The 26,826-nt window shown below is 62.0% G+C and carries 26 protein-coding genes; 3 read left to right on the forward strand and 23 right to left on the reverse strand.

Annotated features, from left to right (window positions below):
* Positions 1-91: 91 nt before the first annotated feature.
* The gene (locus HXW87_RS06900) at positions 92-1,105 is read left to right on the forward strand and encodes a hypothetical protein (protein WP_239778630.1); all 1,014 of its coding nucleotides are present in this window, start codon (positions 92-94) and stop codon (positions 1,103-1,105) included.
* 135 nt (positions 1,106-1,240) lie between these two features.
* Here the strand turns inward: HXW87_RS06900 and HXW87_RS06905 are convergent, their stop codons facing one another.
* Positions 1,241-2,515: an Hsp70 family protein gene (locus HXW87_RS06905; RefSeq protein ID WP_239778631.1), complete on the reverse strand. Its 1,275-nt coding sequence runs from the start codon at positions 2,513-2,515 to the stop codon at positions 1,241-1,243.
* A 291-nt stretch (positions 2,516-2,806) separates the two neighbouring features.
* Here HXW87_RS06905 and HXW87_RS06910 point away from each other — a divergent pair, with 291 nt between their 5' ends.
* Positions 2,807-3,757 (forward strand): DnaJ C-terminal domain-containing protein, encoded by a 951-nt coding sequence (locus tag HXW87_RS06910; RefSeq protein WP_041065895.1) that lies wholly within the window; start codon positions 2,807-2,809, stop codon positions 3,755-3,757.
* 23 nt (positions 3,758-3,780) lie between these two features.
* A complete protein-coding gene (locus tag HXW87_RS06915; protein ID WP_047600625.1) occupies positions 3,781-4,086 on the forward strand; it encodes a chaperone modulator CbpM in 306 nt (101 codons plus the stop codon).
* Positions 4,087-4,209: 123 nt separating this feature from the next.
* Here HXW87_RS06915 and HXW87_RS06920 read toward each other — a convergent pair whose 3' ends face one another.
* From HXW87_RS06920 to HXW87_RS07025, 22 genes are all read right to left on the reverse strand, one after another.
* The gene (locus HXW87_RS06920) at positions 4,210-5,337 is read right to left on the reverse strand and encodes a sensor histidine kinase (protein ID WP_239778632.1); all 1,128 of its coding nucleotides are present in this window, start codon (positions 5,335-5,337) and stop codon (positions 4,210-4,212) included.
* A 147-nt stretch (positions 5,338-5,484) separates the two neighbouring features.
* Positions 5,485-7,185, reverse strand: coding sequence for an urease subunit alpha (ureC, locus tag HXW87_RS06925; protein WP_198759479.1), 1,701 nt, complete (start codon positions 7,183-7,185; stop codon positions 5,485-5,487).
* 182 nt (positions 7,186-7,367) lie between these two features.
* Complete coding sequence (locus HXW87_RS06930; protein WP_007966984.1) at positions 7,368-7,676, reverse strand: urease subunit beta; 309 nt, start codon at positions 7,674-7,676, stop codon at positions 7,368-7,370.
* On the reverse strand, positions 7,673-8,209 hold the full coding sequence (locus HXW87_RS06935; RefSeq protein ID WP_047291019.1) for a GNAT family N-acetyltransferase: 537 nt from the start codon (positions 8,207-8,209) through the stop codon (positions 7,673-7,675). The genes HXW87_RS06930 and HXW87_RS06935 overlap by 4 nt, the downstream gene beginning before the upstream one ends.
* 6 nt (positions 8,210-8,215) lie before the next feature.
* Positions 8,216-8,749 (reverse strand): GNAT family N-acetyltransferase, encoded by a 534-nt coding sequence (locus HXW87_RS06940; protein ID WP_095667667.1) that lies wholly within the window; start codon positions 8,747-8,749, stop codon positions 8,216-8,218.
* 9 nt (positions 8,750-8,758) lie between these two features.
* A complete protein-coding gene (gene ureA, locus HXW87_RS06945; protein ID WP_003221215.1) occupies positions 8,759-9,061 on the reverse strand; it encodes an urease subunit gamma in 303 nt (100 codons plus the stop codon).
* A gap of 140 nt (positions 9,062-9,201) precedes the next feature.
* On the reverse strand, positions 9,202-10,041 hold the full coding sequence (locus HXW87_RS06950) for an urease accessory protein UreD (protein WP_239778633.1): 840 nt from the start codon (positions 10,039-10,041) through the stop codon (positions 9,202-9,204).
* Between the two features lie 30 nt (positions 10,042-10,071).
* Positions 10,072-10,770 (reverse strand): urea ABC transporter ATP-binding subunit UrtE, encoded by a 699-nt coding sequence (urtE, locus tag HXW87_RS06955; RefSeq protein WP_239778634.1) that lies wholly within the window; start codon positions 10,768-10,770, stop codon positions 10,072-10,074.
* A gap of 120 nt (positions 10,771-10,890) precedes the next feature.
* Positions 10,891-11,733 carry an urea ABC transporter ATP-binding protein UrtD gene (urtD, locus tag HXW87_RS06960; protein ID WP_178085241.1) on the reverse strand — a complete coding sequence of 281 codons (843 nt, stop codon included), beginning with the start codon at positions 11,731-11,733 and terminating at the stop codon, positions 10,891-10,893.
* 23 nt (positions 11,734-11,756) lie between these two features.
* Entirely contained in the window at positions 11,757-12,836 is a 1,080-nt protein-coding gene (gene urtC / locus HXW87_RS06965; protein ID WP_239778635.1) for an urea ABC transporter permease subunit UrtC, read from the reverse strand.
* Positions 12,836-14,338 (reverse strand): urea ABC transporter permease subunit UrtB, encoded by a 1,503-nt coding sequence (gene urtB / locus HXW87_RS06970; protein WP_239778636.1) that lies wholly within the window; start codon positions 14,336-14,338, stop codon positions 12,836-12,838. Before urtB ends, urtC begins: the two co-directional genes overlap by 1 nt.
* Positions 14,339-14,498: 160 nt before the next feature.
* The gene (urtA, locus tag HXW87_RS06975) at positions 14,499-15,764 is read right to left on the reverse strand and encodes an urea ABC transporter substrate-binding protein (RefSeq protein WP_027613564.1); all 1,266 of its coding nucleotides are present in this window, start codon (positions 15,762-15,764) and stop codon (positions 14,499-14,501) included.
* A 315-nt stretch (positions 15,765-16,079) separates the two neighbouring features.
* Complete coding sequence (locus tag HXW87_RS06980; RefSeq protein WP_239778637.1) at positions 16,080-17,090, reverse strand: iron ABC transporter permease; 1,011 nt, start codon at positions 17,088-17,090, stop codon at positions 16,080-16,082.
* Entirely contained in the window at positions 17,087-18,034 is a 948-nt protein-coding gene (locus HXW87_RS06985) for an ABC transporter substrate-binding protein (RefSeq protein WP_239778638.1), read from the reverse strand. Before HXW87_RS06985 ends, HXW87_RS06980 begins: the two co-directional genes overlap by 4 nt.
* A complete protein-coding gene (locus HXW87_RS06990; protein WP_095667662.1) occupies positions 18,031-18,819 on the reverse strand; it encodes an ABC transporter ATP-binding protein in 789 nt (262 codons plus the stop codon). The genes HXW87_RS06985 and HXW87_RS06990 overlap by 4 nt, the downstream gene beginning before the upstream one ends.
* A 170-nt stretch (positions 18,820-18,989) precedes the next feature.
* Positions 18,990-21,113 (reverse strand): TonB-dependent receptor, encoded by a 2,124-nt coding sequence (locus HXW87_RS06995; RefSeq protein WP_239778639.1) that lies wholly within the window; start codon positions 21,111-21,113, stop codon positions 18,990-18,992.
* Between the two features lie 150 nt (positions 21,114-21,263).
* Positions 21,264-22,643 carry a PepSY domain-containing protein gene (locus tag HXW87_RS07000; RefSeq protein ID WP_239778640.1) on the reverse strand — a complete coding sequence of 460 codons (1,380 nt, stop codon included), beginning with the start codon at positions 22,641-22,643 and terminating at the stop codon, positions 21,264-21,266.
* Positions 22,644-22,760: 117 nt separating this feature from the next.
* Positions 22,761-24,881, reverse strand: a complete 2,121-nt coding sequence (locus HXW87_RS07005) for a TonB-dependent copper receptor (protein ID WP_239778641.1) — start codon at positions 24,879-24,881, stop codon at positions 22,761-22,763.
* An 85-nt stretch (positions 24,882-24,966) separates the two neighbouring features.
* Positions 24,967-25,401, reverse strand: a complete 435-nt coding sequence (locus HXW87_RS07010; RefSeq protein WP_239778642.1) for a DUF2946 domain-containing protein — start codon at positions 25,399-25,401, stop codon at positions 24,967-24,969.
* 21 nt (positions 25,402-25,422) lie between these two features.
* Positions 25,423-25,899, reverse strand: coding sequence for a copper chaperone PCu(A)C (locus tag HXW87_RS07015; protein ID WP_239778643.1), 477 nt, complete (start codon positions 25,897-25,899; stop codon positions 25,423-25,425).
* Positions 25,900-25,947: 48 nt separating this feature from the next.
* Positions 25,948-26,346, reverse strand: coding sequence for a DUF2946 domain-containing protein (locus tag HXW87_RS07020; protein WP_239778644.1), 399 nt, complete (start codon positions 26,344-26,346; stop codon positions 25,948-25,950).
* A gap of 98 nt (positions 26,347-26,444) precedes the next feature.
* Positions 26,445-26,735 carry an addiction module antidote protein gene (locus HXW87_RS07025; RefSeq protein ID WP_239778645.1) on the reverse strand — a complete coding sequence of 97 codons (291 nt, stop codon included), beginning with the start codon at positions 26,733-26,735 and terminating at the stop codon, positions 26,445-26,447.
* Positions 26,736-26,826: the final 91 nt, after the last annotated feature.

Below are 26,826 nucleotides of genomic sequence, written 5' to 3' on the forward strand. Positions count from 1 at the left end.
TCCGCCAATCTCAAGCACCGCATATACCTAGTGCTCTCCCCGGATCGCTGGCAGACTGCCAATCCTTTTACGCCGTTCGTTTTGAGGCTGTATGCCAACGTTTTCTGAGCGTCATGTTGTGTTTTGGGTCAGTTGCATCATTATTTTTGGCGGTTTGCTGCTGGCATTGCCGCTGCGCTTGTTGCCCAGCCTGCTGGCCGGTCTGCTGGTGTTCGAGCTGGTCAACATGCTCACCCCGCAACTGCAACGATTGATCGAAGGCCGGCGTGCGCGCTGGCTGGCGGTGGCGCTGCTGGGCACCCTGGTGGTCAGCGTGCTGGCGCTGATCTTTGCCGGTGCTATCAGTTTCCTGCTGCACGAAGCGGAAAACCCGGGCGCCTCGCTCGACAAATTCATGGGCGTGGTCGATCGCGCGCGCGGGCAACTGCCGCCGTTTCTCGATGCCTATCTGCCGGCCAGCGCTGCGGAATTTCGCGTGGCCATCGGCGAATGGGCGAGCAAGCACCTGTCCGAGCTGCAACTGGTGGGCAAGGACGCGGCGCACATGTTTGTCACCCTGCTGATCGGCATGGTCCTCGGTGCAATCATTGCCCTGCAGCGGATACCGGATGTGACCAGGCGCAAGCCGCTGGCCGCCGCCCTGTTTGATCGCCTGCACCTGCTGGTGCAAGCCTTTCGCAACATCGTCTTCGCGCAGATCAAGATTTCCCTGCTGAACACCTTCTTCACCGCGATTTTCCTTGCGGTGATTCTGCCGCTTCTGGGCATCAAGCTGCCGCTGACCAAAACCCTGATCGTCCTGACCTTCCTGCTCGGTCTGCTGCCGGTGATCGGCAACCTGATGTCGAACACGCTGATCACCATCGTCGGCCTGTCGCTGTCGATCTGGGTGGCGGTGGCGGCGCTGGGTTACCTGATTTTTATCCACAAGCTCGAATACTTCCTCAACGCGCGCATTGTCGGCGGGCAGATCAGTGCCAAGTCGTGGGAGTTGCTGCTGGCGATGCTGGTGTTCGAAGCCGCGTTCGGCCTGCCGGGGGTGGTGGCGGGGCCGATTTATTACGCGTATCTGAAGAGTGAGTTGAAGCTGGGCGGGATGGTGTAAGCGATGGATCTGTGTTGCCTGATCTGGCGCCTTCGCGAGCAAGCTCGCTCCCACACTGGATTGCATTTCAACTGAAGGAATGCGGTCAAATGTGGGAGCGAGCTTGCTCGCGAAAGGCGCAATGCCGATTTCAGGTCAGTTCATGGCGCCGTAACGCTTCATCGCCTCGATCGCCAGACCGCTGCCAATGCTGCCAAAGATGTTCCCTTCCACATGTCGCGCGTTCGGCAGCATTGCCGAGACGCTGTTGCGCAGCGCCGGAATGCCGCTGGAGCCGCCAGTGAAGAACACCGTATCGACCTGACCCACCGAGACGTTGGCATCATTCAACAGCTGCGTAACGCTGCCGCGCACGCGCTCAAGCAGCGCGTCGATCGACGATTCGAACAGGGCGCGGCTCAGTTCCACGCTCAGGCCCGGCTCGATGCGATCCAGCGGTACGTGGCGGCTGTCGGTGTGGGTCAGCTGGATCTTCGTTTCTTCCACTTCCATCGCCAGCCAGTGCCCGGCGCGCTGTTCGATCAGCTTGAACAGACGGTCGATACCGCCAGTGTCCTCGATGTCGTAGCGCATGCTGCCCAGCGCCAGGGTGGATTTCTGCGAGTACACCGAGTTGATGGTGTGCCAGGTCGCCAGGTTCATGTGGTGGCTGGTGGGCATGTAGGCGCCGCTCTTCATCCGGCTGCCGTAGCCGAACAGCGGCATCAGGCCTTGCAGGCTCAGTTGTTTGTCGAAATCAGTCCCGCCGATGTGCACGCCGCCGGTGGCGAGGATGTCATCGTGACGGTTGTCCATGCCGCGACGCTCGGGCGACAAACGCACCAGCGAGAAGTCGGAGGTACCACCGCCGATGTCGACGATCAGCACCAGCTCTTCTTTTTCGATGGTCGACTCGTAGTCGAAGGCGGCGGCAATCGGTTCGTACTGGAATGACACGTCCTTGAAGCCGAGCTTGCATGCCACTTCGACCAGGGTGTCTTCGGCTTCCTGGTCGGCCAGCGGGTCGTCATCGACGAAAAACACCGGGCGCCCCAGCACCACTTGTTCGAACTCGCGACCGGCGGCCGTTTCGGCGCGGCTCTTGAGCTGGCCGATGAACAGCCCCAACAGATCCTTGAACGGCATCGCGGTGCCGAGCACGCTGGTGTCGTGCTTGATCAGCTTGGAACCGAGCAGGCTCTTGAGCGAGCGCATCAGCCGGCCTTCGTAGCCTTCCAGGTACTCGTGCAGCGCCAGGCGACCGTACACCGGGCGGCGTTCTTCGATGTTGAAGAACACCACCGACGGCAGGGTGATCTTGTCGTCTTCCAGCGCGATCATCGTTTCCATGCCGGGGCGCAGCCAGCCGACGGTGGAGTTGGAGGTGCCGAAGTCGATACCGCAGGCACGGGCTGGAGAGGCGTTGTTCATGTCTTTCGGGTTCCGGTCAAAAAACGGCCGCGCAGTGTATGTCAGTGCGCGGCAGATTCGAAGGCCGGTCATCTGCTATTTCACGACTAAGCTTCTTGAAAGTCGCAGCTTCGCCCCAAACTTGCTGGCATGGGCCGGCAGACATACCGGCGGTCGCAAGAACCGTCGTCCACTGCCGATAAACTTCTGCTGCGCCACCCGGTCACAAAGTTGAGATCGGTCAACCCGGCACGTGCGAATGAGCGCATGCTGGTCTCGGCGCGAAATCGATAACGGATGGTGATTCCTTCGATGGACTTCAAAGACTATTACAAGATACTCGGCGTGGAGCCGACAGCGGACGACAAGGCAATCAAGGCTGCCTATCGCAAGCTGGCGCGCAAATACCACCCCGATGTCAGCAAGGAAAAAGACGCCGAGGCCAAGTTCAAGGACGCCTCGGAAGCCTATGAAGCGCTGAAGAGCGCCGACAAGCGCGCCGAGTACGACGACCTGCGCCGTTATGGCCAGCATGGTCAGCCGTTCCAGGGCCCGCCGGGCTGGCAGAGCCGTGGTGGCTTTGGCGGCGGCGGCGGTGACACCGGCGACTTCTCGGACTTCTTCAGTTCGATCTTCGGCAATCGCGGCGCCGGTTTCGGTGGCGGCGAAGGTCGGCAACAACGCAGTGCAGGACGGCGGGGACAAGACGTGGAAATGGAACTGCCGATCTTCCTTGAGGAGACGCTGTCGAACGAGTCGAAGAAGGTCAGCTTTCAGGTCCCGCAATACAACGCCAACGGTCAGCACGTCAGCAACACCAGCAAAAGCCTGAACGTGAAGATCCCGGCGGGCGTGACCGACGGCGAGCGCATCCGCCTCAAGGGGCAGGGCGCGCCGGGCATCGGTGGCGGCGCCAATGGCGATCTGTACCTGACCATTCGCTTTGCGCCGCACCCGAAATTCGATGTCGAAGGCGAAAACCTGATCATCACCTTGCCATTGGCACCGTGGGAGCTGGCGCTGGGCACCGAGGTGGCCGTGCCGACCCTGACCGGCAAGATCAACCTCAAGGTTCCGGCCGGCAGCCAGAACGGCCAGCGCATGCGCGCCAAGGGCCATGGCCTGAAAAACAAGGCCGGTGAGCGTGGTTATCTGTTCGTGCAGCTCAAGGCCGTGATGCCGAAAACCTCGGACGACGAGGTCAAGGCGCTGTGGCAGGAACTGGCGAAGAAAGCCGCGTTCAACCCACGCGAGAACTTCTGAATTCGACGACGGAGTAGCCCATCATGAGCAGCCCCCTGATCGTTCAACTGGACATGGCAGAATTCTGTGAGGCGGCCGATCTGTCGGACGTCTACGTGATCGAAATCGTCGAACACGGCATCCTCGAACCTCAGGGCGCGCAGCCCCGGGAATGGCGGTTCACCGACTACGAGCTGAGCCTGGCCAAGCGCGCCGCGAAGTTGCGGCGCGAGCTGGAGCTGGAATGGGATGGGGTCGCGCTGGCCCTGAATCTGCTGGAGGAGGTGCATGAGTTGCGGGCGGAGAACCGGATGCTCAGGCAGCGCTTGGGGCGGCTGGTGGTCGAATAGTTTTAGCGTTGTTTATGGCTGTATTTGCCGGCTCCTTCGCGAGCAGGCTCGCTCCCACAGGTTGACTGCGGTCTCTTGTGGGAGCGAGCCTGCTCGCGAAGAACGATTACGCGGTTGGCCTGCTTAAACCTTTCTCGGCAACACCACACTGAACAGCGTCCCGTCAGCCTCGCTCGAGCTGACGTCGATCGTCCCGCCATGGGCGCTCACCACTTCCTTGACGATGAACAAGCCCAACCCGAGGCTGGTCGACGGCTGCCCGAGTTCTTCGTCGGCGCTGCGCACCAGCGGGTCGAAAATCGTGCTGATCGCCTCTTCGGAAATCGGTGTGCCGTAGTTGTGCACCGACAGGTACACGTTGTCGCCCTCGCCACGCAGATCAAGGGTCACGTCGCGCTGGCTGGTGCCGTGCTGCAAGGCGTTGCCGATCAGGTTTTGCAGGAGTTGGTCGATTCGCCCGGCGTCCCACACCCCACGGGTGTCGCCGTGCACCGTGAGCTTCGGATCGGATAGCGGATTACCGGCGCAGGCTTCGGCAATCGCCGCCCGCGCCGCAACGGCCAGGTCCATCGCTGCCGGCTCGATCGGCAGGCTACGGCCCAGGCGACTGCGCACCAGCTCCAGCAGGTCGCTGACCATCGCCGCCATGTGCCGCGCACCGCGCTTGATGTGCAAGGCACAGGCCAGCGCATCGCCCTCGAGGCTGGATTTACGCAGCAGCAGTTCGGTGGACATGCTCACCGCCTGCAGCGGCGCGCGCAGGTCATGGCCGAGGATGGCGAGGAAAATGTCGCGCGAGCGGTTGACCTGCTCGGCGTAGGCAGCGGTAGATTCGGCGAGGGCTTCGTCGATGGCTTCGTTGAAGCGGATCATGTCCTGGAAATAGGTCACGTCCGGCGACTCAAGGCTGTCGACCCACAGGCGGATCACACAGGCGCGCAAATGGCGGAATTCGCTGGTCATCTGCACCAGATCGAAACCGACGGTGTGGCGCAGTTCGCCATGGCTGGCGCCGGCCTCGTCCAGGCTTGGGGTCTTTTCCGGGCCTTCGCCCTTGGCTTTGGCAGCCTGTTCGGCGGGGCTCTGTGGCTTGCTCATGTCGCGGGCGGCGGCCCGTAGAATCTCGCTGGCGTGATCGCGCAGCGCAGTGGAATCCAGATGGTCGGCCGCCGGCGTAATGGTCGCGGCGAACTGTTCCCATTCATCGACGATAGGCTCGATGTTGGCCAGGATGAACTCGGAGAGACGCATGGGCAGTTCCTGAAAATAGGCGGAGCGAATCGAATATTAGCCCCTTTGGCGGGAAATACACGACCGTTTGCACATCGGTTTTCCTGCCCCATGAAAAAGGCCCCCGGCCCGTGCGCAAGACGCGGGTCGGGGGCCTTTTGCCGTGTGTCAGAACAGGAAGTAACGCTGAGCCATCGGCAAGGTTTCCGCCGGTTCACACCACAGCAGCACACCGTCGGCCTTGACCTGATAGGTCTGCGGATCGACGTCGATGTTCGGCAGGTAATCGTTGTGGATCAGGTCGGTTTTCTGCACATCGCGGCAGCCTTTGACCACGCCGATTTTCTTCTTCAGGCCCAATGCCTCGGGCAGCCCGGCCTCCTGTGCGGCCTGGCTGATGAAGGTCAGGCTGGTGGCGTGCAGCGAGCCGCCGTAGCTGGCGAACATCGGGCGGTAGTGCACCGGTTGCGGGGTTGGGATCGACGCGTTGGCGTCGCCCATCAGGCTCGCAGCGATGGCACCGCCCTTGAGGATCAGCGTCGGTTTGACGCCGAAGAACGCCGGGCGCCAGAGTACCAGGTCGGCCCATTTGCCGACCTCCACCGAGCCCACCTCATGGCTGATGCCGTGGGTGATCGCCGGGTTGATCGTGTATTTGGCGATGTAGCGCTTGGCGCGGAAGTTGTCGTTGCCTTCGCCGTCCTGGGGCAGCGGGCCGCGCTGCTTTTTCATCTTGTCGGCGGTCTGCCAGGTGCGCGTGATGACTTCGCCGACACGGCCCATGGCCTGGCTGTCGGAACTGATCATCGAGAACGCGCCGAGGTCGTGGAGGATGTCTTCGGCGGCAATCGTCTCGCGGCGGATGCGGCTTTCGGCGAACGCCACGTCTTCGGCGATGCTCGGGTCGAGGTGGTGGCAGACCATCAGCATGTCGAGGTGTTCGTCGATGGTGTTGCGGGTGAACGGCCGGGTCGGGTTGGTCGAACTCGGCAGCACGTTAGGGAAACCGCAGGCCTTGATGATGTCCGGTGCATGGCCGCCACCGGCACCTTCGGTGTGATAGGTGTGGATGGTGCGGCCCTTGAACGCGCCCAAGGTGGTTTCGACGAAACCGGACTCGTTGAGGGTGTCGGTGTGGATCGCCACTTGTACGTCGTACTGGTCGGCGACGCTCAGGCAATTGTCGATGCTCGCCGGGGTGGTGCCCCAGTCTTCGTGCAGCTTGAGGCCGATGGCGCCGGCCTTGACCTGCTCGATCAGCGGCTCCGGCAGGCTGGCGTTGCCCTTGCCGGTGAGGCCGATGTTCATCGGGAACGCGTCGGCGGCCTGAAGCATGCGCGCCAGGTGCCACGGGCCGGAGGTGCAGGTGGTGGCGTTGGTACCGGTCGCCGGCCCCGTGCCGCCGCCGATCATGGTGGTGACGCCGCTCATCAGCGCTTCTTCGATCTGCTGCGGGCAGATGAAGTGGATGTGCGTGTCGATGCCGCCGGCAGTGAGGATCATGCCTTCACCGGCGATCACTTCGGTGCTGGCGCCGATGGCGATGGTCACGTTCGGTTGTACGTCCGGGTTACCGGCCTTGCCGATCGCGGCGATACGCCCGTCCTTGAGACCGACGTCGGCTTTGACGATGCCCCAGTGGTCGATGATCAGCGCATTGGTGATCAACGTGTCGACCACTTCGGCGGCGAGCAACTGGCTCTGGCCCTGGCCATCGCGGATGACTTTGCCGCCGCCGAACTTCACCTCTTCGCCGTAAGTGGTGAAGTCTTTTTCGACTTCGATCCACAACTCGGTGTCTGCCAGGCGCACCTTGTCGCCGACGGTGGGGCCGAACATGTCGGCGTAGGCTTGCCGGGAAATCTTCATTTCAATTCCTTGCACAAATTTATTGTGGCGAGGGGATTTATCCCCGATCGGGTGCGTAGCACCCGCGATTCAGCAAAAGTGATTTTGTGGTGGGGCCGGTGGTGGTTGGCGACCGCTGCGCGGTCGATCGGGGATGAATCCCCTCACCACAGATAAATTCCCTCACCACAGATGAATCAGCGTCAGTCGAGATCACCCATGACCCGCCCGGCAAAGCCGAACACCCGCCGATGCCCGGCGTACTCCACCAGCTCGACCTCGCGGCTTTGCCCCGGCTCGAAGCGCACGGCGGTGCCGGCGGGGATGTTCAGGCGCATGCCACGGCTGGCGGCGCGGTCGAAGGTCAGCGCATCGTTGGTTTCGAAAAAGTGATAGTGCGAACCGACCTGAATCGGTCGGTCGCCGCTGTTGGCGACTTTCAGGCTGAGGGTGCGGCGGCCGACATTCAGTTCGATGTCGCCGGGCTGGATCTGGTACTGGCCGGGAATCATGGCCGGGCTCCTTGCAGAATCTTGTAGTAGAGGGCGGTCGGGCGATAGGTACCGTGCGGGTCGCAGGCGTAATCGGGAATTTCACCGGCACGGGTGTAACCCAGGGCCTTGTAGAACTCTTCGGCGGGCGAGCCGGCCTCGGTGTCGAGGTAGAGCATGCCGCGCTTGTGTTTGGCCGCTTCGAGCTCCAGCGCATTCATCAACTGCTGGCCGAGCCCACGCCGCCGCGCCTGTTCGCGCACCAGCAGTTTTTGCACTTCTGCGCGATTGAGGCCGTTGGCTTTCTGGCACAGACCCAACTGCACGCTGGCCTGCACCTCTTCATCCTTGACCACCACCCAGAGCAACACGCTGCCCTTGTTCACCTGTTGCTGCACTTCATCGAAATAGGCGCGGGCCTGCGCGGCATCGAGGTCGGCCATGAAACCGACGCTGGCGCCATAACCCACGGCGTCGAGCAGCAGATCAATCAGGCCCTGACGATAGTGCGCAAAACTTTCCGCATTGACGCGTCGCAGTTGGGCGGGGTTCATCGCGTGTCACTCCTTGTTGGCGACCGGCGGCTGCGCGCCAGGGTTGAGGATCAGTTGCATGAAGGTCAGGTCGAGCCAGCGGCCGAACTTGGTGCCGACTTGCGGCATCTGTCCGGTGATGCTGAAACCGGCGCGTTCATGCAGACGAATGGAAGCGGCATTGCCACTTTCGATGGCGGCGACCATCACATGCTTGTCGCAGGCTTTGGCCCGCTCGATCAGCACGCTCATCAATTGCGGGCCAAGGCCATTGCCGCGCTGGTCGCTACGGACGTAGACCGAGTGCTCGACGGTGTGACGGAAACCGTCGAACGGCCGCCAGTCGCCAAAGGAAGCGTAGCCGAGCACCACGTTGTCGGCGTCGACGATCACCAGAATCGGGTAGGCTTGGGCCTGACGGGCGCTGAACCACGCCTGGCGGTTGCCGAGGTCGACCGCCGATTCGTTCCAGATCGCCGTGGTGTTGAGCACCGCGTCGTTGTAGATGTCACGGATCGCCGGCAGGTCGGCGTGCAGGGCATCGCGAATGGTGTAGGTCATGGCGAGTCCTCAAACGATCGGTTGGTGGACGGTGACCAGTTTGGTGCCGTCGGGAAACGTCGCTTCGACCTGGATCTCCGGGATCATTTCCGGAATGCCTTCCATCACTTGCTCGCGGCTCAACAGGGTGGTGCCGTAGTGCATCAGCTCGGCGACGGTCTGGCCGTCACGGGCGCCTTCGAGCAGCGCGGCGGAGATGTAGGCCATCGCTTCCGGGTAGTTGAGCTTCACACCACGGGCCAGTCGGCGCTCGGCGACGAGGCCGGCGGTGAAGATCAGCAACTTGTCTTTTTCGCGTGGGGTCAGGTCCATTTGTTTTTCAAATCTCGGCAGAAGAAAGTTAAGTCGTACACTCTGTAGGAGCTGCCGAAGGCTGCGATCTTTTGACGTTGATTTTTTACAGCAAGATCAAAAGATCGCAGCCTGCGGCAGCTCCTGCAGGGGAATGCATTTCAGGTGTTCCAGATTCTGGGTGGCTGGGCCTCGCGGCCTAGCAGAGCCGGGCGTAACAAGCGCCATAAATCGATGAGCCAGGCACGGGCGAGCAGTGCTTCTGACGCCAGACACCGAGCCACCAACAGGCCGGGCAACTGGGTCAAATCCCCGCGCACGGCATGCCGCAGCGAACGACAGCGCTCCAGCAGCTCGGCATCAATTTCACCAGTGACCAACAATGTGGCGAACACCGGACGGCCATCCAGGCCGATGGGCGAATCCAGCAAACCGTCACCGCCAGTAATCCTCTGACGCTCGTGCCAGAGCAATCGCCCGTCGCGGCGGATATCCAGATGCGCCTGAAAGTGTCCGAGGTCGAAGCGCTCGCCACTGGCCGGTCGGCCCAGTGCCACCACGTCCCAGTAGAACAGCCGCGCATCGCCTTCAAGCTCGATCGAGGTGGTGAGTTCAGCCTGAGCGGCGCTGTAGACGATGGTTTCCTGCGGCAGCCACTCCAGCGTCGCGCCGGCCGCGACTTGCAGCTCGAGCTGTTGATACGCCGGCCCCGCCGCGCGATACCACTTGGCGGCGCCGGGGCTGGTGATCTGCGCCCACGCGTCCTGTTCGACGCGGGCGCTGATGTTCAGCCGGTCACCGCCGGCGATCCCGCCCGGCGGGTGGACGATGATGTGTTGGCAGACCTCGGGGCCTTCGGCGTACAGGTGCTTCTGCACCCGCAGCGGTCCCAGATGCCGGCGCTTGACCGGGCGCGTGCAGTCGCCGAAGCGGGCGTAGGCCAGTTCCAGCTCGGCGTGCCAGCTCGGGGTAAACAGGGCAGTGGGAAGCGGTAAGTTCATGGTTTGTGATTATCGTTAGGAAGCTACAGATTAAATTGTTACCAGACCTCGTACACCCTCGGCCTCCATATTTTCGCCGCGACCCTGTTGCACGATCTCGCCCCGGGACATCACCAGGTATTGATCGGCCAGCTCCGCAGCGAAATCGTAGAACTGCTCCACCAGCAAAATGGCCATGTCGCCCCGCGCCGCGAGCTTCTTGATCACGGCGCCGATCTCCTTGATCACCGAGGGCTGGATGCCTTCGGTAGGTTCGTCGAGGATCAGCAAACGCGGACGACTGGCCAGGGCGCGACCGATAGCGAGCTGCTGTTGCTGACCGCCGGACAGGTCGCCGCCTCGGCGCTGCTTCATTTGTAGCAGCACCGGGAACAATTCGTAGATGAAACTTGGGACTTCCTTCGCTTCACTGCCGGGAAACCGCGACAAACCCATCAGCAGATTCTCTTCCACCGTGAGCCGGCCGAAGATTTCCCGGCCCTGTGGCACATAGGCGATCCCGGCGTGCACGCGCTGGTGCGGCTTGAGTGTGGTGATCGGTTTGCCCTCCCAATTCACCACGCCTTCCTTGGCCGGCAACAGGCCCATCAGGCATTTGAGCAGGGTGGTCTTGCCCACGCCGTTGCGCCCGAGCAGGCAGGTGACTTCGCCGACGTTCACGTCGAATGAGAGGCCTCGGAGGATGTGGCTACCGCCGTAGTACTGATGCAGCTTGTCGACTTGCAGCATTCTCAAAATCTCCTCAAATCCCTGTGTAGGAGCTGCCGAAGGCTGCGATCTTTTGATCTTGTTTTTAAGATCAAGATCAAAAGATCGCAGCCTTCGGCAGCTCCTACAGGGGATGGATCATCAGCGGCCGAGGTAGACCTCGATCACCCGCTCGTTTTCCTGCACCTGCTCCAGCGACCCTTCCGCCAGCACGCTGCCCTGATGCAGCACCGTGACGTGGTCGGCAATCGAGCCGACGAAGCCCATGTCATGCTCCACCACCATCAGCGAATGCTTGCCGGCCAGCGACTTGAACAGCTCGGCGGTAAATTCGGTTTCGGCATCGGTCATGCCCGCCACCGGTTCGTCGAGCAGCAGCAGTTGCGGGTCTTGCATCAGCAGCATGCCGATCTCCAGAAACTGCTTCTGGCCGTGAGAGAGCAAGCCCGCCGGGCGATTGACCGAGGTGGTCAGGCGAATGGTCTCCAGCACTTCGCTGATGCGCTCGCGCTGCTCACCGCTCAAGCGTGCGCGCAAACTGGCCCACACCGACTTGTCGGTTTTCTGCGCCAGTTCCAAGTTTTCGAATACGCTCAGCGCTTCGAACACCGTCGGTTTCTGGAACTTGCGCCCGATCCCGGCCTGGGCGATCTGCACTTCGCTCATCTGCGTCAGATCCAGGGTTTCGCCGAACCAAGCCTTGCCGTGGCTGGGGCGGGTCTTGCCGGTGATCACGTCCATCAGCGTGGTCTTGCCCGCGCCGTTGGGGCCGATGATGCAGCGCAACTCGCCGACGCCGATGTACAGGTTCAGATTGTTCAGGGCGCGAAAACCGTCGAAGCTGACGCTGATGTCTTCCAGGGTCAGGATCGTGCCGTGACGGGTGTCGAGGCCGGGGCCGACGCGCTGACCGAGGCCGATCGAGTCACGGCTGGTGCCTTCGTCCTTGTTCGGTTCTACGGGGAAAAACGCCGGTTCGAGCATGAATTCAGCACTCGCTGTGACTCTCATTGTTCACCTCGTTTCTTCAGCAGGCCGATCACGCCTTTGGGCAAATACAACGTCACGACGATGAACAGCGCGCCGAGGAAGAACAGCCAGTATTCAGGGAACGCCACGGTGAACCAGCTCTTCATGCCGTTGACCACACCGGCGCCGAGCAGCGGCCCGATCAGCGTGCCGCGACCGCCGAGGGCGACCCACACCGCCGCTTCGATCGAATTGGTCGGCGACATTTCGCTGGGGTTGATGATCCCTACTTGCGGTACGTACAACGCCCCGGCCAGACCGCACAGCACCGCGCTCAAGACCCAGACGAACAGCTTGAAACCGCGCGGGTCGTAGCCGCAGAACATCAGGCGGTTTTCCGCATCGCGCAGCGCGGTCAGCACCCGGCCGAACTTGCTCTGCGCCAGACGCCAGCCGATGAACAGACTCGCCACCAGCAACAGCACGGTGGTCAGAAACAGCACCGCGCGGGTACCCGGTTCAGTGATGCCGAAGCCGAGAATCGTGCGGAAATTGGTGAAGCCGTTGTTACCGCCGAAGCCGGTCTCGTTGCGGAAAAACAGGAGCATGCCGGCGAAGGTCAGGGCCTGGGTCATGATCGAGAAATACACGCCCTTGATCCGCGAGCGGAAGGCAAAGAAACCGAACACCAGCGCCAGCAGACCCGGCGCCAGCACCACCAGACACATCGACCAGATAAAACTGCTGGTGCCGCTCCAGTACCACGGCAACTCGGTCCACGAAAGAAAGGTCATGAATGCCGGCAAGCCGTCACCGGCGGCCTGGCGCATCAGGTACATGCCCATCGCATAACCGCCGAGGGCGAAGAACAGCCCGTGGCCCAGCGACAGCAGCCCGGCGTAACCCCAGACCAGATCCAGCGCCAGAGCAACGATGGCGTAGCAGAGGATTTTGCCGACCAGCGTCAGGGTGTAGGCCGAGACATGCAGCGCGCTGTCCGCCGGCAACAGCGAGAGCAACGGCAGGGCGATCAACAGCGCGAGGATCAGCGCGCCGATGGCGAGGGTGAGTTTCGGGCCGGCCTTTTGCGTGGCCGTGACAAGTAGAGGCTGGTTCATCAGTCGATCACCCGTCCTTTCAATGCGAAGAGGCCTTGCGGACGTTTCTGGATGAACAGAATGATCAGCGCGAGGATCAGGATTTTGCCGAGCACCGCACCGATCTGCGGTTCGAGAATCTTGTTGGCGATGCCCAGGCCGAACGCCGCCAGTACGCTGCCGGCGAGTTGGCCGACACCGCCCAGCACCACCACCAGGAACGAGTCGATGATGTAGCTCTGGCCCAGGTCCGGGCCGACGTTACCGATCTGGCTCAGCGCCACGCCACCGAGGCCGGCGATGCCCGAACCGAGGCCGAAGGCGAGCATGTCGACGCGCCCGGTGGGCACGCCGCAGCAGGCGGCCATGTTGCGGTTCTGCGTGACCGCGCGGACATTGAGGCCGAGGCGGGTTTTGTTCAGCAGTAGCCAGGTCAGCACCACCACGAACAAGGCGAAGGCGATGATCACGATGCGGTTGTACGGCAGCACCAGATTCGGCAGCACCTGAATGCCGCCGGACAGCCACGCCGGATTCGCCACTTCAACGTTCTGCGCACCGAACAGCAGGCGCACCAGTTGAATCAGCATCAGGCTGATGCCCCAGGTGGCGAGCAGGGTTTCCAGTGGTCGGCCGTAGAGGTGACGAATCACTGTGCGCTCCAGCGCCATGCCGATTGCTGCGGTGACGAAGAATGCCACCGGCAACGCAATCAGTGGATAGAACTCGATCGCCTGCGGCGCGTAGCGCTGGAACAGCAACTGCACCACGTAGGTCGAGTAGGCGCCGAGCATCAGCATCTCGCCGTGGGCCATGTTGATCACCCCGAGCAGGCCGAAGGTGATCGCCAGGCCGAGGGCCGCGAGCAGCAGAATCGAGCCGAGCGACATACCGCTGAACGCTTGACCCAACACTTCACCGATCAGCAGTTTGCGCTTGACCTGCGCGAGGCTGGTTTCGGCGGCGGTACGTACACCGGCATCGCTTTCGACGCCGGGTTCGAGCAGTCCTTCCAAGCGGGTGCGGGCCAGCGGATCGCCGGTTTCGCCGAGCTGGCGTACGGCGGCCAGACGCACTGCCGGGTCGCTGTCCACCAGTTGCAGGTTGGCCAGCGCCAGGCTCAGGGCGGCGTGGACGTTCTCGTCTTTTTCACCAGCCAGTTGCTGGTCGAGGAATTTCAGCTGCGCGGGTTTCGCGCTTTTCTGCAATTGCTGCGCGGCAGTCAGACGGGTTTTGGCGTCGGCGGCGAGCAACTGGTGGCTGGCCAGAGCGGTGTCGATCAGACCCCGCAGGCGGTTGTTCAGGCGCAGGGTTTTGGTTTGGCCGTCGAGGGTCAATTCGCCTTGCTGCAGGGCGTTGATCAGCTCGACACGCGCCGGCTCGGGCTGCGCGGCCCAGGCTTCCAGCAGTTTGGCCTGTTGCACCGGGTTGGCGGCGACGAAGTCTTCGGCATCGCCGGCGTGGCCGGCCATCGGCACCAACAGTGCGAGGGCGAGGATGAGACGGTAAAGGGCGGTGGGCATGGTAAGTCGCCTTGACACGGACATTGTGGGAGCTGGCTCGCCAGCGATGCAGGCGACTCGGTGTGCCTGCTGCACTGAGGTGATGCCATCGCTGGCAAGCCAGCTCCCACAGGGAATTGCGTCGGGCCGGACGATTTCGTCAGGCCCGACACCCAATGGCTCAGTTGCTCTTCACCGCATAATCCGGTTTCTTGTCGTTGCCATCGATAAACGGGCTCCATGGCTGAGCGCGGATCGGGCCTTCGGTCTGCCACACGACGTTGAACTGACCATCGTTCTGGATCTCGCCGATCATCACTGGCTTGTGCAGGTGGTGATTGGTCTTGTCCATGGTCAGGGTGTAACCGGACGGCGCGGCGAAGGTCTGGCCGGCGAGTGCTTCGCGGACTTTGTCGACGTCGGTGGACTTGGCTTTCTCCGCCGCTTGCGCCCACATGTGGATGCCGACGTAGGTGGCTTCCATCGGGTCGTTGGTCACCGCTTTGTCGGCGCCCGGCAGGTTGTGTTTCTTCGCGTAAGCCTTCCAGTCAGCGACGAACTTCTTGTTCACCGGGTTCTCCACGGACTCGAAGTAGTTCCACGCCGCGAGGTTGCCCACCAGCGGTTTGGTGTCGATGCCGCGCAGTTCTTCTTCACCCACGGAGAACGCCACCACCGGTACGTCGGTCGCCTTCAGCCCCTGGTTGGCCAGCTCTTTGTAGAACGGCACGTTGGAGTCACCGTTGACCGTCGAGATCACAGCGGTCTTGCCGCCGGCGGAGAATTTCTTGATGTTGGCGACGATGGTTTGATAGTCGCTGTGACCGAACGGGGTGTAGACCTCTTCGATGTCCTTGTCGGCCACGCCTTTGGAGTGCAGGAACGAGCGCAGGATCTTGTTGGTGGTGCGCGGGTAGACGTAGTCGGTGCCGAGCAGGAAGAAACGCTTGGCGCTGCCACCTTCTTCGCTCATCAGGTATTCAACGGCCGGGATCGCTTGCTGGTTCGGCGCAGCGCCGGTGTAAAACACGTTCGGCGACATCTCTTCGCCTTCGTATTGCACCGGGTAGAACAGCAGGCCGTTGAGTTCTTCGAACACCGGCAGCACCGATTTGCGCGACACCGAGGTCCAGCAGCCGAACACCACCGCGACCTTGTCCTGGGTCAGCAACTGCCGGCCTTTCTCTGCGAACAGCGGCCAGTTCGATGCCGGGTCGACCACCACCGGTTCGAGCATCTTGCCGTTCACCCCGCCCTTGGCGTTGATCTCGTCGATGGTCATCAGCGCCATGTCCTTGAGCGACGTTTCGGAAATCGCCATGGTCCCGGACAACGAATGCAGAATCCCCACCTTGATGGTCTCGGCGGCCTGGACAGTCCAGGTCATGCCCATCGCGGCAATGGATGCCGTGAGTGTGAAAGCCTTGATCAAACTGCGACGCTTCATTGTGCGATCTCCATGAACGTTAAAGTTTTTTATGGTTGGCAGATGCGGACGACTGAAGGGTGTTTTGCAAGGGCTGTGCCCGGTCGGGATCGGACAGGAAAATGTCGGTTTAGAGCGGTCGCGCGTGGGTGGGGTGCACCATGAGGGGACGCGGAGAGAGCGTTGGTGCAGGCGGCCGCGCCAGATTGGGGCGCCCACAATTCCTGTAGGAGCTGCCGAAGGCTGCGATCTTTTGACTTTGATTTTCAATGATCAAAAGCAAGATCAAGAGATCGCAGCCTGCGGCAGCTCCTACAGTTTTTGATCGCTGTTGGATCAGCGGCGGCGCATCAGGCCGATGAAGAACAGGCCGCCGATGGCCGCGGTGGCAACGCCGATGGGCAAGTCTTCCGGCGCGATCAGGGTTCGCGCGGCCACATCGACCCACACCAGAAACAGGCTGCCGAGCAGTACGCAGGCCGGCAGCAGACGGCGATGTTCGGCACCCACCAGACGGCGGGCAATGTGCGGCACCATCAGTCCGACAAAGCCGATCGAGCCACTGATCGACACCAGCACCCCGGTCATCAACGAGGCGATCACAAACACCCGCAAACGCACCGCCCGAGCGTTCAGACCGAGGGTCACGGCGGTCTGCTCGCCAGCCATCAGTGCATTCAACGGGCGGGCCATGCCCAACAGCAAAACCAGGCCAAGCAGCACGCTCAGCGCGGGTATCGTCAACAGCTCCCAGCGCGCCAGGCCGAGGCCGCCGAGCATCCAGAACATCACCGCCGAACTGGCGCGATGGTCGCCCATGAACAACAGCAGGTTGGCGATCGCCATCATCACGAACGACACCGCCACGCCGCACAGCAGCAAGCGGTCGCTGTCGAGTCGACCCTGCCGGTTGGCGATGCCCAATACCAGAAACATGCTCAGCAATGCACCGATGAAGGCGGCAATCGGCAAGGTCAGCAAACCGACGATCTCTCCGATGTGCAGCACCACGATCACTGCGCCGAGGGTCGCGCCAGAGGTGACGCCGAGCAGGTGCGGATCGGCCAGAGGATTGCGCGTCACCGCTTGCAACACCGCGCCGATCAACGCCAGCCCGGCACCGACCAACGCCCCGAGCAACATGCGCGGCACGCGGATCAGCCAGACAATGTGTTCCTGCCCGGCGCTCCAGCTCACCTCGCCGAAACCGAAGGTCTTGTGCAACAGAATCCGCCACACCACCTCCACCGGCACCCGCGCCGGACCAAAACCGAGCGAGACCACGCACGACACCAGCAACAGGGCGCCGAGGGCGGTGAGCAAAAGGGCGTAGCGCCGGTCGATCATTCGCCGTGGAATCCTTTGGCCAGGGTTTCCACCGCCAGCACGTTATCGATCCCCGGTGTGGCCTGCACGTAAGGGATGACGATGAAACGCTGGTTCTTGATCGCGTCCACCGATTGCAGCGCCGGGTTGTTCAGCAGAAATTCGATCTTCTGCTCGGCAGTGATTTCGCTGTAGTCGACGATCACGATCACCTGCGGATTGCGCTCGACCACGGTCTCCCAGTTGACCCGGGTCCAGCTCGCTTCGACGTCATCGAGAATGTTGCGCCCACCCGCCGCGTCGATCAGCGCCTGCGGCATGCCGAGACGCCCGGAAGTCATGGCGCGGTCCTCGCCGCTGTCGTAGAGGAACACACGCGGCTTGTCGGCGGGCAGGTCTTTACGGATCTCGGCGACCTGATTCTGCATGTCGGCGATCAGTGCGTTGGCGCGATCCTGTACGTCGAAAATCTTCCCGAGGTTGCGCAGGTCGTTGTAGGTGTCGTCCAGCGTCGCCGCCGGGCGCTTCATCACGAAGGCGCAGGATTCGGTCAGCTCATACACGTTGATGCCCAGCGGTTGCAGGGTCTGCGGCGTCAGGTCGCCACCGACGCGCATGCCGTAATCCCAGCCGGCGAAGAAAAAATCGACGTTGGCGTTGAGCAGGGTTTCCACTGATGGATATTTCGCAGCCAGCTCCGGCAAACCGTCGAGTAACGACTGCATCTCGGGCGTCACCGACTTCCAGCCGCTGACGCCGCTGTAACCGGCCATGCGCGATTTGAGGCCGAGGGCGAGCATCATCTGGGTCATGTTGATGTCGTGGCTGACCGCGTGTTTCGGCGCTTCGTTGAAGGTCACTTCGCGGTTGCAGCTATGGATGGTCAACGGGTATTTCGTGGCTTCGGCGAAGGCCTGGGCACTGCACAACAAAAGAGCGACGCAAAGCAGGGAACGCACAGTCATGGTCGGGTTATCCAGGTGATTCGCGGGTAGCCGTGGAGGGGATGGGAGTCGATCAACGCCTCGACGCCGAATACGTCGCGCAGCAGCTCGGTGGTCAGTACTTCTGGCGGCGTGCCGCTGGCGACGATCCGGCCGTGGTTGATTACGTACAGTCGGTCACAGAACGCGGCGGCCAGGTTCAGGTCGTGGATGCTGGCGAGGGTGCCGATCTGCAGACGTTTGACCAGCTGCAGCAGTTCGAGCTGATAACGCGGGTCGAGGTGGTTGGTCGGTTCGTCGAGGATCAACAGTTGCGGTTGCTGGGTCAGGGCGCGAGCAAGGATCACCCGCTGCTTCTCACCGCCGGACAGAGTGGCGAACGCATGGTCTTCGAAGCCGTCGAGGCCGACGGATTTGAGCGCTTGCGTCGCCAGATTGCGATCTTCCAGCGTGTCGCCATCGAACAGGCCTTTGTGCGGCGTGCGGCCCATGGCGACCACTTCTTCGACGGTCAGGCCAAAGGCATCGGGGAATTCCTGCAGGACCACGGCGATGCGTTTCGCGCACCAGCGCGAGGATTGCTTCCACACGTTGTGGTGATCGAGTCTGACCTCGCCACTTTCCGGCTGACTGAAGCGATAGGCGCAGCGCAGCAGGCTGGTCTTGCCGCTGCCGTTGGGGCCGATCAGCCCGACAAACTCACCGGCGGCCACCTGCAACGAGGCATCACGCAGCTGAAACTGGTGATGGCAGTGGCCGTGGCCCAGAGGTGTCCAGGCGAGGTTGGCGAGATTTAGCGAGGTCATCAAATTCCTGAATTCGTTAGATCATTTGTGGTGAGGGGATTTATCCCCGATGGACCGCGCAGCGGTCCCAAAACCTGTAATCACGATTTGTCAGAAGACTGTATTCATCGGATTGCGACGGCTGCCGCCGATCGGGGATAAATCCCCTCACCACAGGAATGTTTGAGCTTTTAGAAGGTGTAATCCGCCGTGACGAAGAACGATCTCGGTTCGCCGAGAATCCATTGCTGGCCGTCATTGTATTGGCTTTGTGCGTACCGGCGGTCAAACAGATTGTTCAACTGCAGGCCCAGCGTGGTGTTGCGCAAGGCTTGCCACGACAGCGTCGCATCGACCACGGTGTAACTCGGAAGCTCGTTGCGGTTGGCCATGTCGGCGTAGCGCGCGTCGACATAACGCACGCCGGCGCCAGCCTTCAGATCATCGCTGAGGTTTTTATTGAGCCACAGATTGGCGGTTCGACGCGGTACATCCACCGGGCGATTGCCGTTGTACGACAGCGTCTGTCCGTTGACCACTTCGGAGAAGTCATCGTACTTGGCTTTGACGATGGCGGCGTTGGCCTGCAGTTGCCAGGCGTGCGGCAGTTGCAGGTCGAGGCTGGCTTCAAGACCGTTGGACGATTGCTGACCGACTTGCTGCTTGAGCGTCGGGTTGCCCGGATCGTCGGTCAGCAGCTTCTTTTTGACGATGCGATAGGCCGCCAGGGTGAACTCGCCGCGTTGATCCCAGAACAACTGCTTCAGGCCGACCTCGGTCTGGCGTGCAGTCGACAGGTCGTATTGCTGCTGACTCGGGCTCAGGGATATCAGGCCGCCAATGCCGTCGGTGCTGGTCGCGACCTGAGCGTAAAACGAAGTCTCGGGCGTCAGGGCAAACACCAGTCCAGCCTTCCAGTTATTGCCGGTCAGGGTCTTGTCGCTCTGGCTGTCGTCGACCAGGTTGTTGCGATCCACCTGCACATAGTCACGGCGCACGCCGGTCACCAGCGACCAGCGCTCGCTCAGTTGCGTGCGGTTTTCGCCGAACACTGACATCTGTTTGGTGGTGCTGTCGAACTGGTCGCGGTACGGATTGGCGCTTTCGAAATAGCCCGGCTGCGGGTGATACAGATCCAAAGCCTGACCGTTGGGCAACACGTCGTTGAACGGCGAGTTGCTGTTGAGCTGGAAGCGGATGCGGTTGTAATCGACGCCAGTCACGGTCTGGCTGTCGAGGCCAAACAGCGAGTGCTTGAAGGTGAAGGTCTGGCGGTCGCCGACCTGTTCCTGCTGGTGGCCGATGCCGAAGTAGCCGCTGCGGCTGAGCTGTTGCGTGGCGGTGTCGAAGTTGTAGTTCTCGGCGTTCTGCCAGCGGCGCCGGGCCTTGAGGTAGTACAGCTCGTTGCTGGCACTGACGGCGTTGTTGATCTGCCAATCCGTGGTCAGGCGCGTCCACTGATCGTTGTAGTGCTGCTGATCGTCACGCACGTTGTAGTTCTTGTTGCGCAGACTGTCGCGCAATTGGCCATTGATCAACGGCGTGCCGAAGTCGTTCTGTGGGCGCTGGTCGCCGTAGTCGTGGGCGAGGGTGAAGGCCAGGTCGTCGGTGGCCTGCCAGCGCAGCGCGGCACTGATGAAGTCGCCGGAGGAATCACCGCGATCGACCCAGCCGTTGCTGCGCAGGCGATTGAGATTGAGGCGATAGCTCAGTGTGTCGCTCAGCGAGCCGCCGCTGTCGAACGCCTGCTGCTGACGGTCGTAGGAGCCGTAGCCGAGGCGCAAGTGGTTTTCGATGTCGCCCTCGAACGGTTTCTTCGGAATCACGTTGACCACCGCACCGGTCGCGCCTTCGCCGTACAGCACCGAGGCCGGGCCGCGCAGCACGTCGACGCGCTGCACCGACCAGGTGTCGACCGGAAAGGTCACGGTGCCCATGCCGGTGTACATGCGGTTGCCGTCATACAGCTGCATCACCGAACTCTGCCCGGTAAAGCCGCGTGCCTGCAACGAGGTGCCGCCATCGCCCGGAGTGCCGGTGCGGCTGATGCCGGTGCTGCGCGACACGGCGTCCTGCACGCTGCGATCGCCACGGGCGCGCACCTGCTCGCCGCTGAGGCTTTCGACGCTGGCCGGGGTCTCCATGGCCGTCAGGTTCAGGCGCGAACCGGCGGTGGTCGGCGTGGTCAGGCTGACGTTTTCGTCATCCATGGCCGGAGCGCTGATGGTGCCGGTGGGCAGCGTCAGCGGCTGGCTGTCGGCGTTGGCGTTGTTCAGGGCGAACAGGCAGAGGCTGGACAAGAGGTACTTGTTCATCGGGGCGGTGAATCACTTCTTCAAAAGAAAGCCCGCAACTTTTGATCGCGGGCAGAGCGGCACATTTGCGTTATACAGTAACACTAAAATCTGCCGGAGTTTAAACCCCGGCAGTTTAAAGATCTGTCTGAAACGCGCATCTCGCCTGCTTCACGTTGAAGTTGAGGCAGATTCAGCTTGGCGCCCCAGACGCGACAACAGCAGGCGATCCAGCAGCCAGACCAGCACCAGCGAAGCGCCCACCAGCGGAAAGATCACGGCCAGAGCGAGCATGATCGCCACGCCGGTTTTCCATTTCGGCAGGTCATGGCGCAGCGGCGGCACGCCGAACTTGCCCTGCGGACGGCGCTTCCACCAGATCACCACACCGCTGACGGCGCTGAGCAGAATCATCAGGCAGATCAGCAGCACGACGATCTGGTTGAAAGTGCCGAACATCTTGCCCTCATGCAGCATCACACCGATTTCCGTGGCCCGTGCCACCGCGCCGTACTGCTCGAAACGCACATCGGCGAGGACCTTGCCGGTGTACTGATCGACATGCAGGGTCGCATCGTTACGCGGGTCGTCGGCGAACACGGCAATGGTGAATACCCCGGTCGCGGTGGTCGGCAGAGTGATGCTGTAGCCGGGTTCGACCTTGCGCTCAATGGCGATGTTCTGCACGTCTTGCAGGCTGATCGCGGGCGCTGCGGGACCGTGTTGCATGCCGCCGTGGGCCATGTGCTCGGCGTGGTCACCGGACATCGGCATCGGCGTGTTTTCCATCGCCCATGGCACGGTCTGGCGCGCGGCGTTGTTGAGACTGCCGGCCTCGATGTCGGAGGTCGGCACGTTGTTCCACATCGCGGCCGGGAACACGTTCCAGACCTGGGCATATTGCTTGCCCCAGAAGCCGGTCCAGGTCATGCCGCTGAGCAGCATCACCAGCAACAGTGCGGCGCCCCAGAACCCGGTGACGGCGTGCAGATCACGCCACAACACGCGCCCGCGACTGTTCAGCCGTGGCCACAGAATCCCGGCGGCCTGCCCGCGCGGCCACCACAGAAACACCCCGGACACCACCAACACCACACCCCAACCGGCGGCGAGTTCGATCAAGCGATCACCCACGGTGCCGATCATCAACTCGCCGTGAATGGCGCGGGCGATGGCTTGCAGATTCTGCTTGGCATCCTGCTCGCCGAGGATGTCACCGTGGTACGGATCGATGAACACGTTGAGTTCGCGATCTGCATGCTTGACGACAAATTGTGCGCTGCGTTCGGCGTTGGCCGGCGGTAGATATTGGGTGATTTGGCCCTGTGGATAAGCGCTCTTGACCCGTTGCAGCAGGTCATCGGCCGGCACCGTGTGATGCCCGGCCGGAACCTTGAGCAGGCTGCTGTACATCAGTGAGTCGAGTTGCGGTTTGAACAGGTAGACGATGCCGGTCAGGGCCAGCATCACCATGAACGGCGCGACGAATAAGCCGGCATAGAAATGCCAGCGCCAGGCCAGGTTGTAGAAATTCGGTTTGGGCTTTTGCATCACGTTTGCTCCGCTTGGCGAATCATTTTTTTAGATCAAAAGATCGCAGCCTTCGGCAGCTCCTACAGGATCTACGCGCTCCCCTGCAGGAGCCTGCGATCTTTTGATTTTTTCTTGTCAGAAACTCATGTCGACCTTGGTCCAGAGCGTGCGCCCCGGCTCGTTGATCGCTTGCGGGTCGTTGGCCGGGTAGCCGAAACCGGCGTTACCGGCCAGGTTCAAGTGCTCGGCGTAAGCCTTGCCGAACAGGTTGTCGACGCCGGTGCTGACCTTCCAGTTCTTGTTGATCCGATAGGCGCCGTTGAGCGAGAACACGCCAAAGCCGCCGCTCTTGTCGTAGTCCTTGCCGACCACGTTGCCTTTGTTCTGGTCGATGCGGTTTTGCGCCGCGACCACGCGCCACAGCGCCCCGGCGCTCCAGTGGTCTTCGCTGTAGGTCAGGCCGAAGCGGGCATCCAGTGGCGGCATTTGCGGCAGGGCCTTGCCATCGCTGCTGTTCTTGCCCCAGGCGTACGCCAGGGTCGCGTCGGCTTTCCAGTTATCGGTGAGTTTGTAGGCGGCGCCGAGTTCGCCACCCATGATCCGTGCGTCGATGTTTTCCGCGCGCGAAGTGCTCATGCCCATCATCGTTGGCGTGTAGTCGAACAGGATGTAGTCGCGCACCACACCGACGTAGCCCGAGGCCCAGGCTTCGAGTTCGGCGGTCTTGTAGTTCACGCCAAAGTCGAACTGGGTGGTCTTTTCCGGTTTGATCGAGTCGAACGCATTCAGTGAACCGGCCGGGCCGGACTTCGGTGAAAACAGCTCCCAGTAATCCGGAAAGCGCTGCGCGTGACCGAGGCCGGCGTACAGCGTGGCGGGGCTGTCAGCGAGGTCATGCTCGTAGCGCACGAAGCCGCTGGGCAAGGTGTCGGCGCGGGTTTCGTCGGCGGTCGGATTTGGCCGGCTCATCATTCCCGAACCAATGCGCTGCCGGTAATCCTTGGCCGAAGCACGGTCGACCCGGGCGCCGGTAATCAGCCGATCGCGGTCGGCGGCGTACCAGGTCATTTCGCTGAACACGCCGTAGTTATGGAAATCGGCGTCCTTGGTGTAGGGCTGATCCTTGTAGGTGTCGATGCCCATGCCGCTGCGCTGGCGGTGTTCGTTGGTCTGCGCATCGAGGCCGGTGATCAGCTGGATGTCGGCCCAGCGCCAGGTCGCCTTGATCCGCGCGCCGAGGGTCCGACGGTCGACGTTGGAGGCCATGGGCCCGGCCATCATCCCGGTGCCGGACGGCGTGCGCAGGGTGTAGTTGTCCATCACGTGGTCGGCGTAGTTGTAGTAGACCTGGGCTTCGAGTTTCTCCAGTACATCAGTGATGTTGGATTTTTCGAAGCGCAGGCCGAGGCTTTCGCGCAGGAACTGCGAACCGTCCATGCCGCGTCCGGCGTAACGTGCTTCACCGTCGCCCTTGCCGGCGGTGAGTTCGATCAGGGTGTCGGCGTCCGGGGTCCAGCCGAGCGCGATATCACCGTTCCACTTGTCGTAGCGCGAGGCAACGATGTCGTTGTTGCCGTCGCGATAGTCGTCGGAGTGCGCGGTGTTGCCGATCACCCGCACGTAGCCCAATGGCCCGCCGGCAGCGGCGTCGACGACCTTGTCGAAGCGCCCGTTGGAGCCGGCCAGCACGCTGGCATTCACCCGCGTGCCGAGTTCGCCGAAGCTTTCCGGCTCACGGTCGAAGAGGATCGTGCCCGCCGATGCCCCCGGGCCCCAGAGTACGGTTTGCGGGCCTTTGATCACCGTGAGTTTGTCGTAGGTTTCCGGCGAGATGTAGGAGGTCGGCGCGTCCATCCGCCCCGGGCAGGCGCCGAGCAGCATGCTGCCGTTGGTGAGAATGTTCAGCCGCGAACCGAACATGCCGCGCAGCACCGGGTCGCCATTGGTGCCGCCGTTGCGCACCAGGGCGAAGCCGGGAATGGTCTTCAGGTAATCGCCGCCGTCGCTGGCCGGCACCGGTTGGCGCGGGTCCTTGGGGTTGGTGACGATGGTCAGCGGTGAACTCGGGGCGATGGCGGTGATCACCGTCGGGCTCAGTTCATCAACGTGACCGGCGTGGTCATCGGCCAGCACCAGCGGGGACAGCAGGACGCCGCAAAGGGCGGCGGTGGCGTGCGAGAAACGAATGCGCGATGCGTTCAGCGCGAAAGACGCCTGGGCAGAACCCGGGCGTGGAACAGCAGAAAACCTGGACATGACAATTTCCATCAAACAGTCGTAAACGACACGGCCGGCAGCCTGAAGCTGTCTTCTCAACCGTGTGCAATCAAAGGTGCGGTGTTTACGCGGCGATGGGCGGGGCGCGGGTGCGGGCGCCAGGGAAGAAGTTCTGTCGGGCATGGCCCAGACGCGGGGAGGATGGGACGAAGGTGTTGACGTGGGCGATGCTGAATGTGGCGAACGTGCCGCCACCGGTCAGCGCCGGGCAGTTGAACAGCAGGCTGCAATAACCACACTTTTCCCACAGGGCGTGGTGCGAGGATTGCGGCGGACAGTGTTCGGCAGCCGGTTGTGCGCCGTGCGCGGCGTGATCCATACCCGGCATGTCCATGCTCATCGGCATGGAACTCGAGGCGTGCTGATCCATCGGCATCGACTGAGAAATCAGCGGGCCGATGAAGATCATCAACATGGCGAACAGGGCGATCCAGCTACCGCGGGTCAGAGCCTGGCTCTGGCGATGCTTGCTGGACGCCCCGGCGCGTTGCGGGCGCACGGGCGTGGTCAGCCGGATCGGTTACTGGGCGTGATCGTGTGCCTTGGTTTCCGGCGGTTTCTTCTGCACCGCGACTTCGACGGTAACGTTGCCGGCCTTCTCGAAATGCAGGGTCAGCGGGAAGCGTTTGCCGTCGCTGAGCAGGCTGCGGTCTTTCGGGTTGAGCAGCATCACGTGATAGGCCATCGGCGCGAACGTCACTTTGCCGCCGGCCGGAATCACCACGTTGGGCACTTGCTGCATTTTCATCAGATCGCCCTGCATCACGTGCTCGTGCAACTGAGCCTCGTCAGTGATCGGCGAGTCGACGCTGAGCAGGCGATCGTCGGCCTTGCCGGGATTGCTGATCACGAAGTAAGCGGCAACCGTCGGCGCGTTGGGCGGCAGCTCCTGCGACCACGGGTGCGCGATTTCCAGCTCGCCGGCCTTGTATTCGTGGGCATGGGCGAAGCACGCCGGCAGCAACAGCGCAGCGATGACGAAGAGTTTGTTCAACATGGCAGTTCTCCAGAACGATTTGATACGCAGGTCAATTGCGAGAACAAATCAAACCAGAGGCGAGGCGCGCGGATTAAGGCTCGGCCATTGCTGGCGCGGTGTCGGTGTTTGCAACGAGGGCGGGGCCACGCTGCGATTGCTTTCGTAACGGGCAAAATACAGCTGCGGCGCATGCCCCGGCAACGCCATCAGCGGCGCAGAACCCGAGCAGCACCAGCAATGCTGCATGTTGGAATGGCTGTCGTTGGACGGGGCTTTCTGCTCCGGGGGGCCGATGTCGATCGCCACCATCTTCGTCCCGCTGCCGGTGCAGAAACTGCTCCACAGCAACTGTTCGGCCGGTGAACTGGCCGCCTGCGCCAGCGCCCCGGTCATCGGCATGGCGAGCATGTTGAACAGCACTGCAAAGCAGGCGATCCAGGCAAATGCGAGCCGGTGTCGGTTCATGGGACAGATCCGTTGGGTGGGCGATCAGGCGCGGGCTATTTAGCCTGATCAGGGCCGATAAGTAAAAAGGCGTCGTGCGGTTTGGTGTCGCAGATCAATCAAACCGCGACGGCGTGCAATCTCAAACCCAAAGCCTTCATGACCTTCATGATAGTTGCGAATTCTGGGTTACCAGTGCTGCTCAGCGCTTTATAGAGACTTTCACGACCCAGGCCAGCATCACGTGCCACCTGTGTCATGCCCTGAGCTCGGGCTATGTCATTCAGTGCTGCACGGATGAGCACGCCATCGCCTTCATCATTATCAAAGCAAGCGTCCAGATACGCCGCCATATCCTCAGGAGTTTTGAGGTATTCGGCGGCGTCGAAACGGGTGAATTTTTCGGTCATCGCAATGTTCACCTTTGGGCTCAAAAGCGGTGAGCATAAAACCGGGCATTTAATGCAGACAGTCAGTGGTTCTTTAAGTGGTTGTACGTAG

Origin of the sequence: Pseudomonas sp. Y5-11, from assembly GCF_022368695.1 — a bacterium.
GTDB classification, from domain to species: Bacteria; Pseudomonadota; Gammaproteobacteria; order Pseudomonadales; family Pseudomonadaceae; genus Aquipseudomonas; species Aquipseudomonas parakoreensis.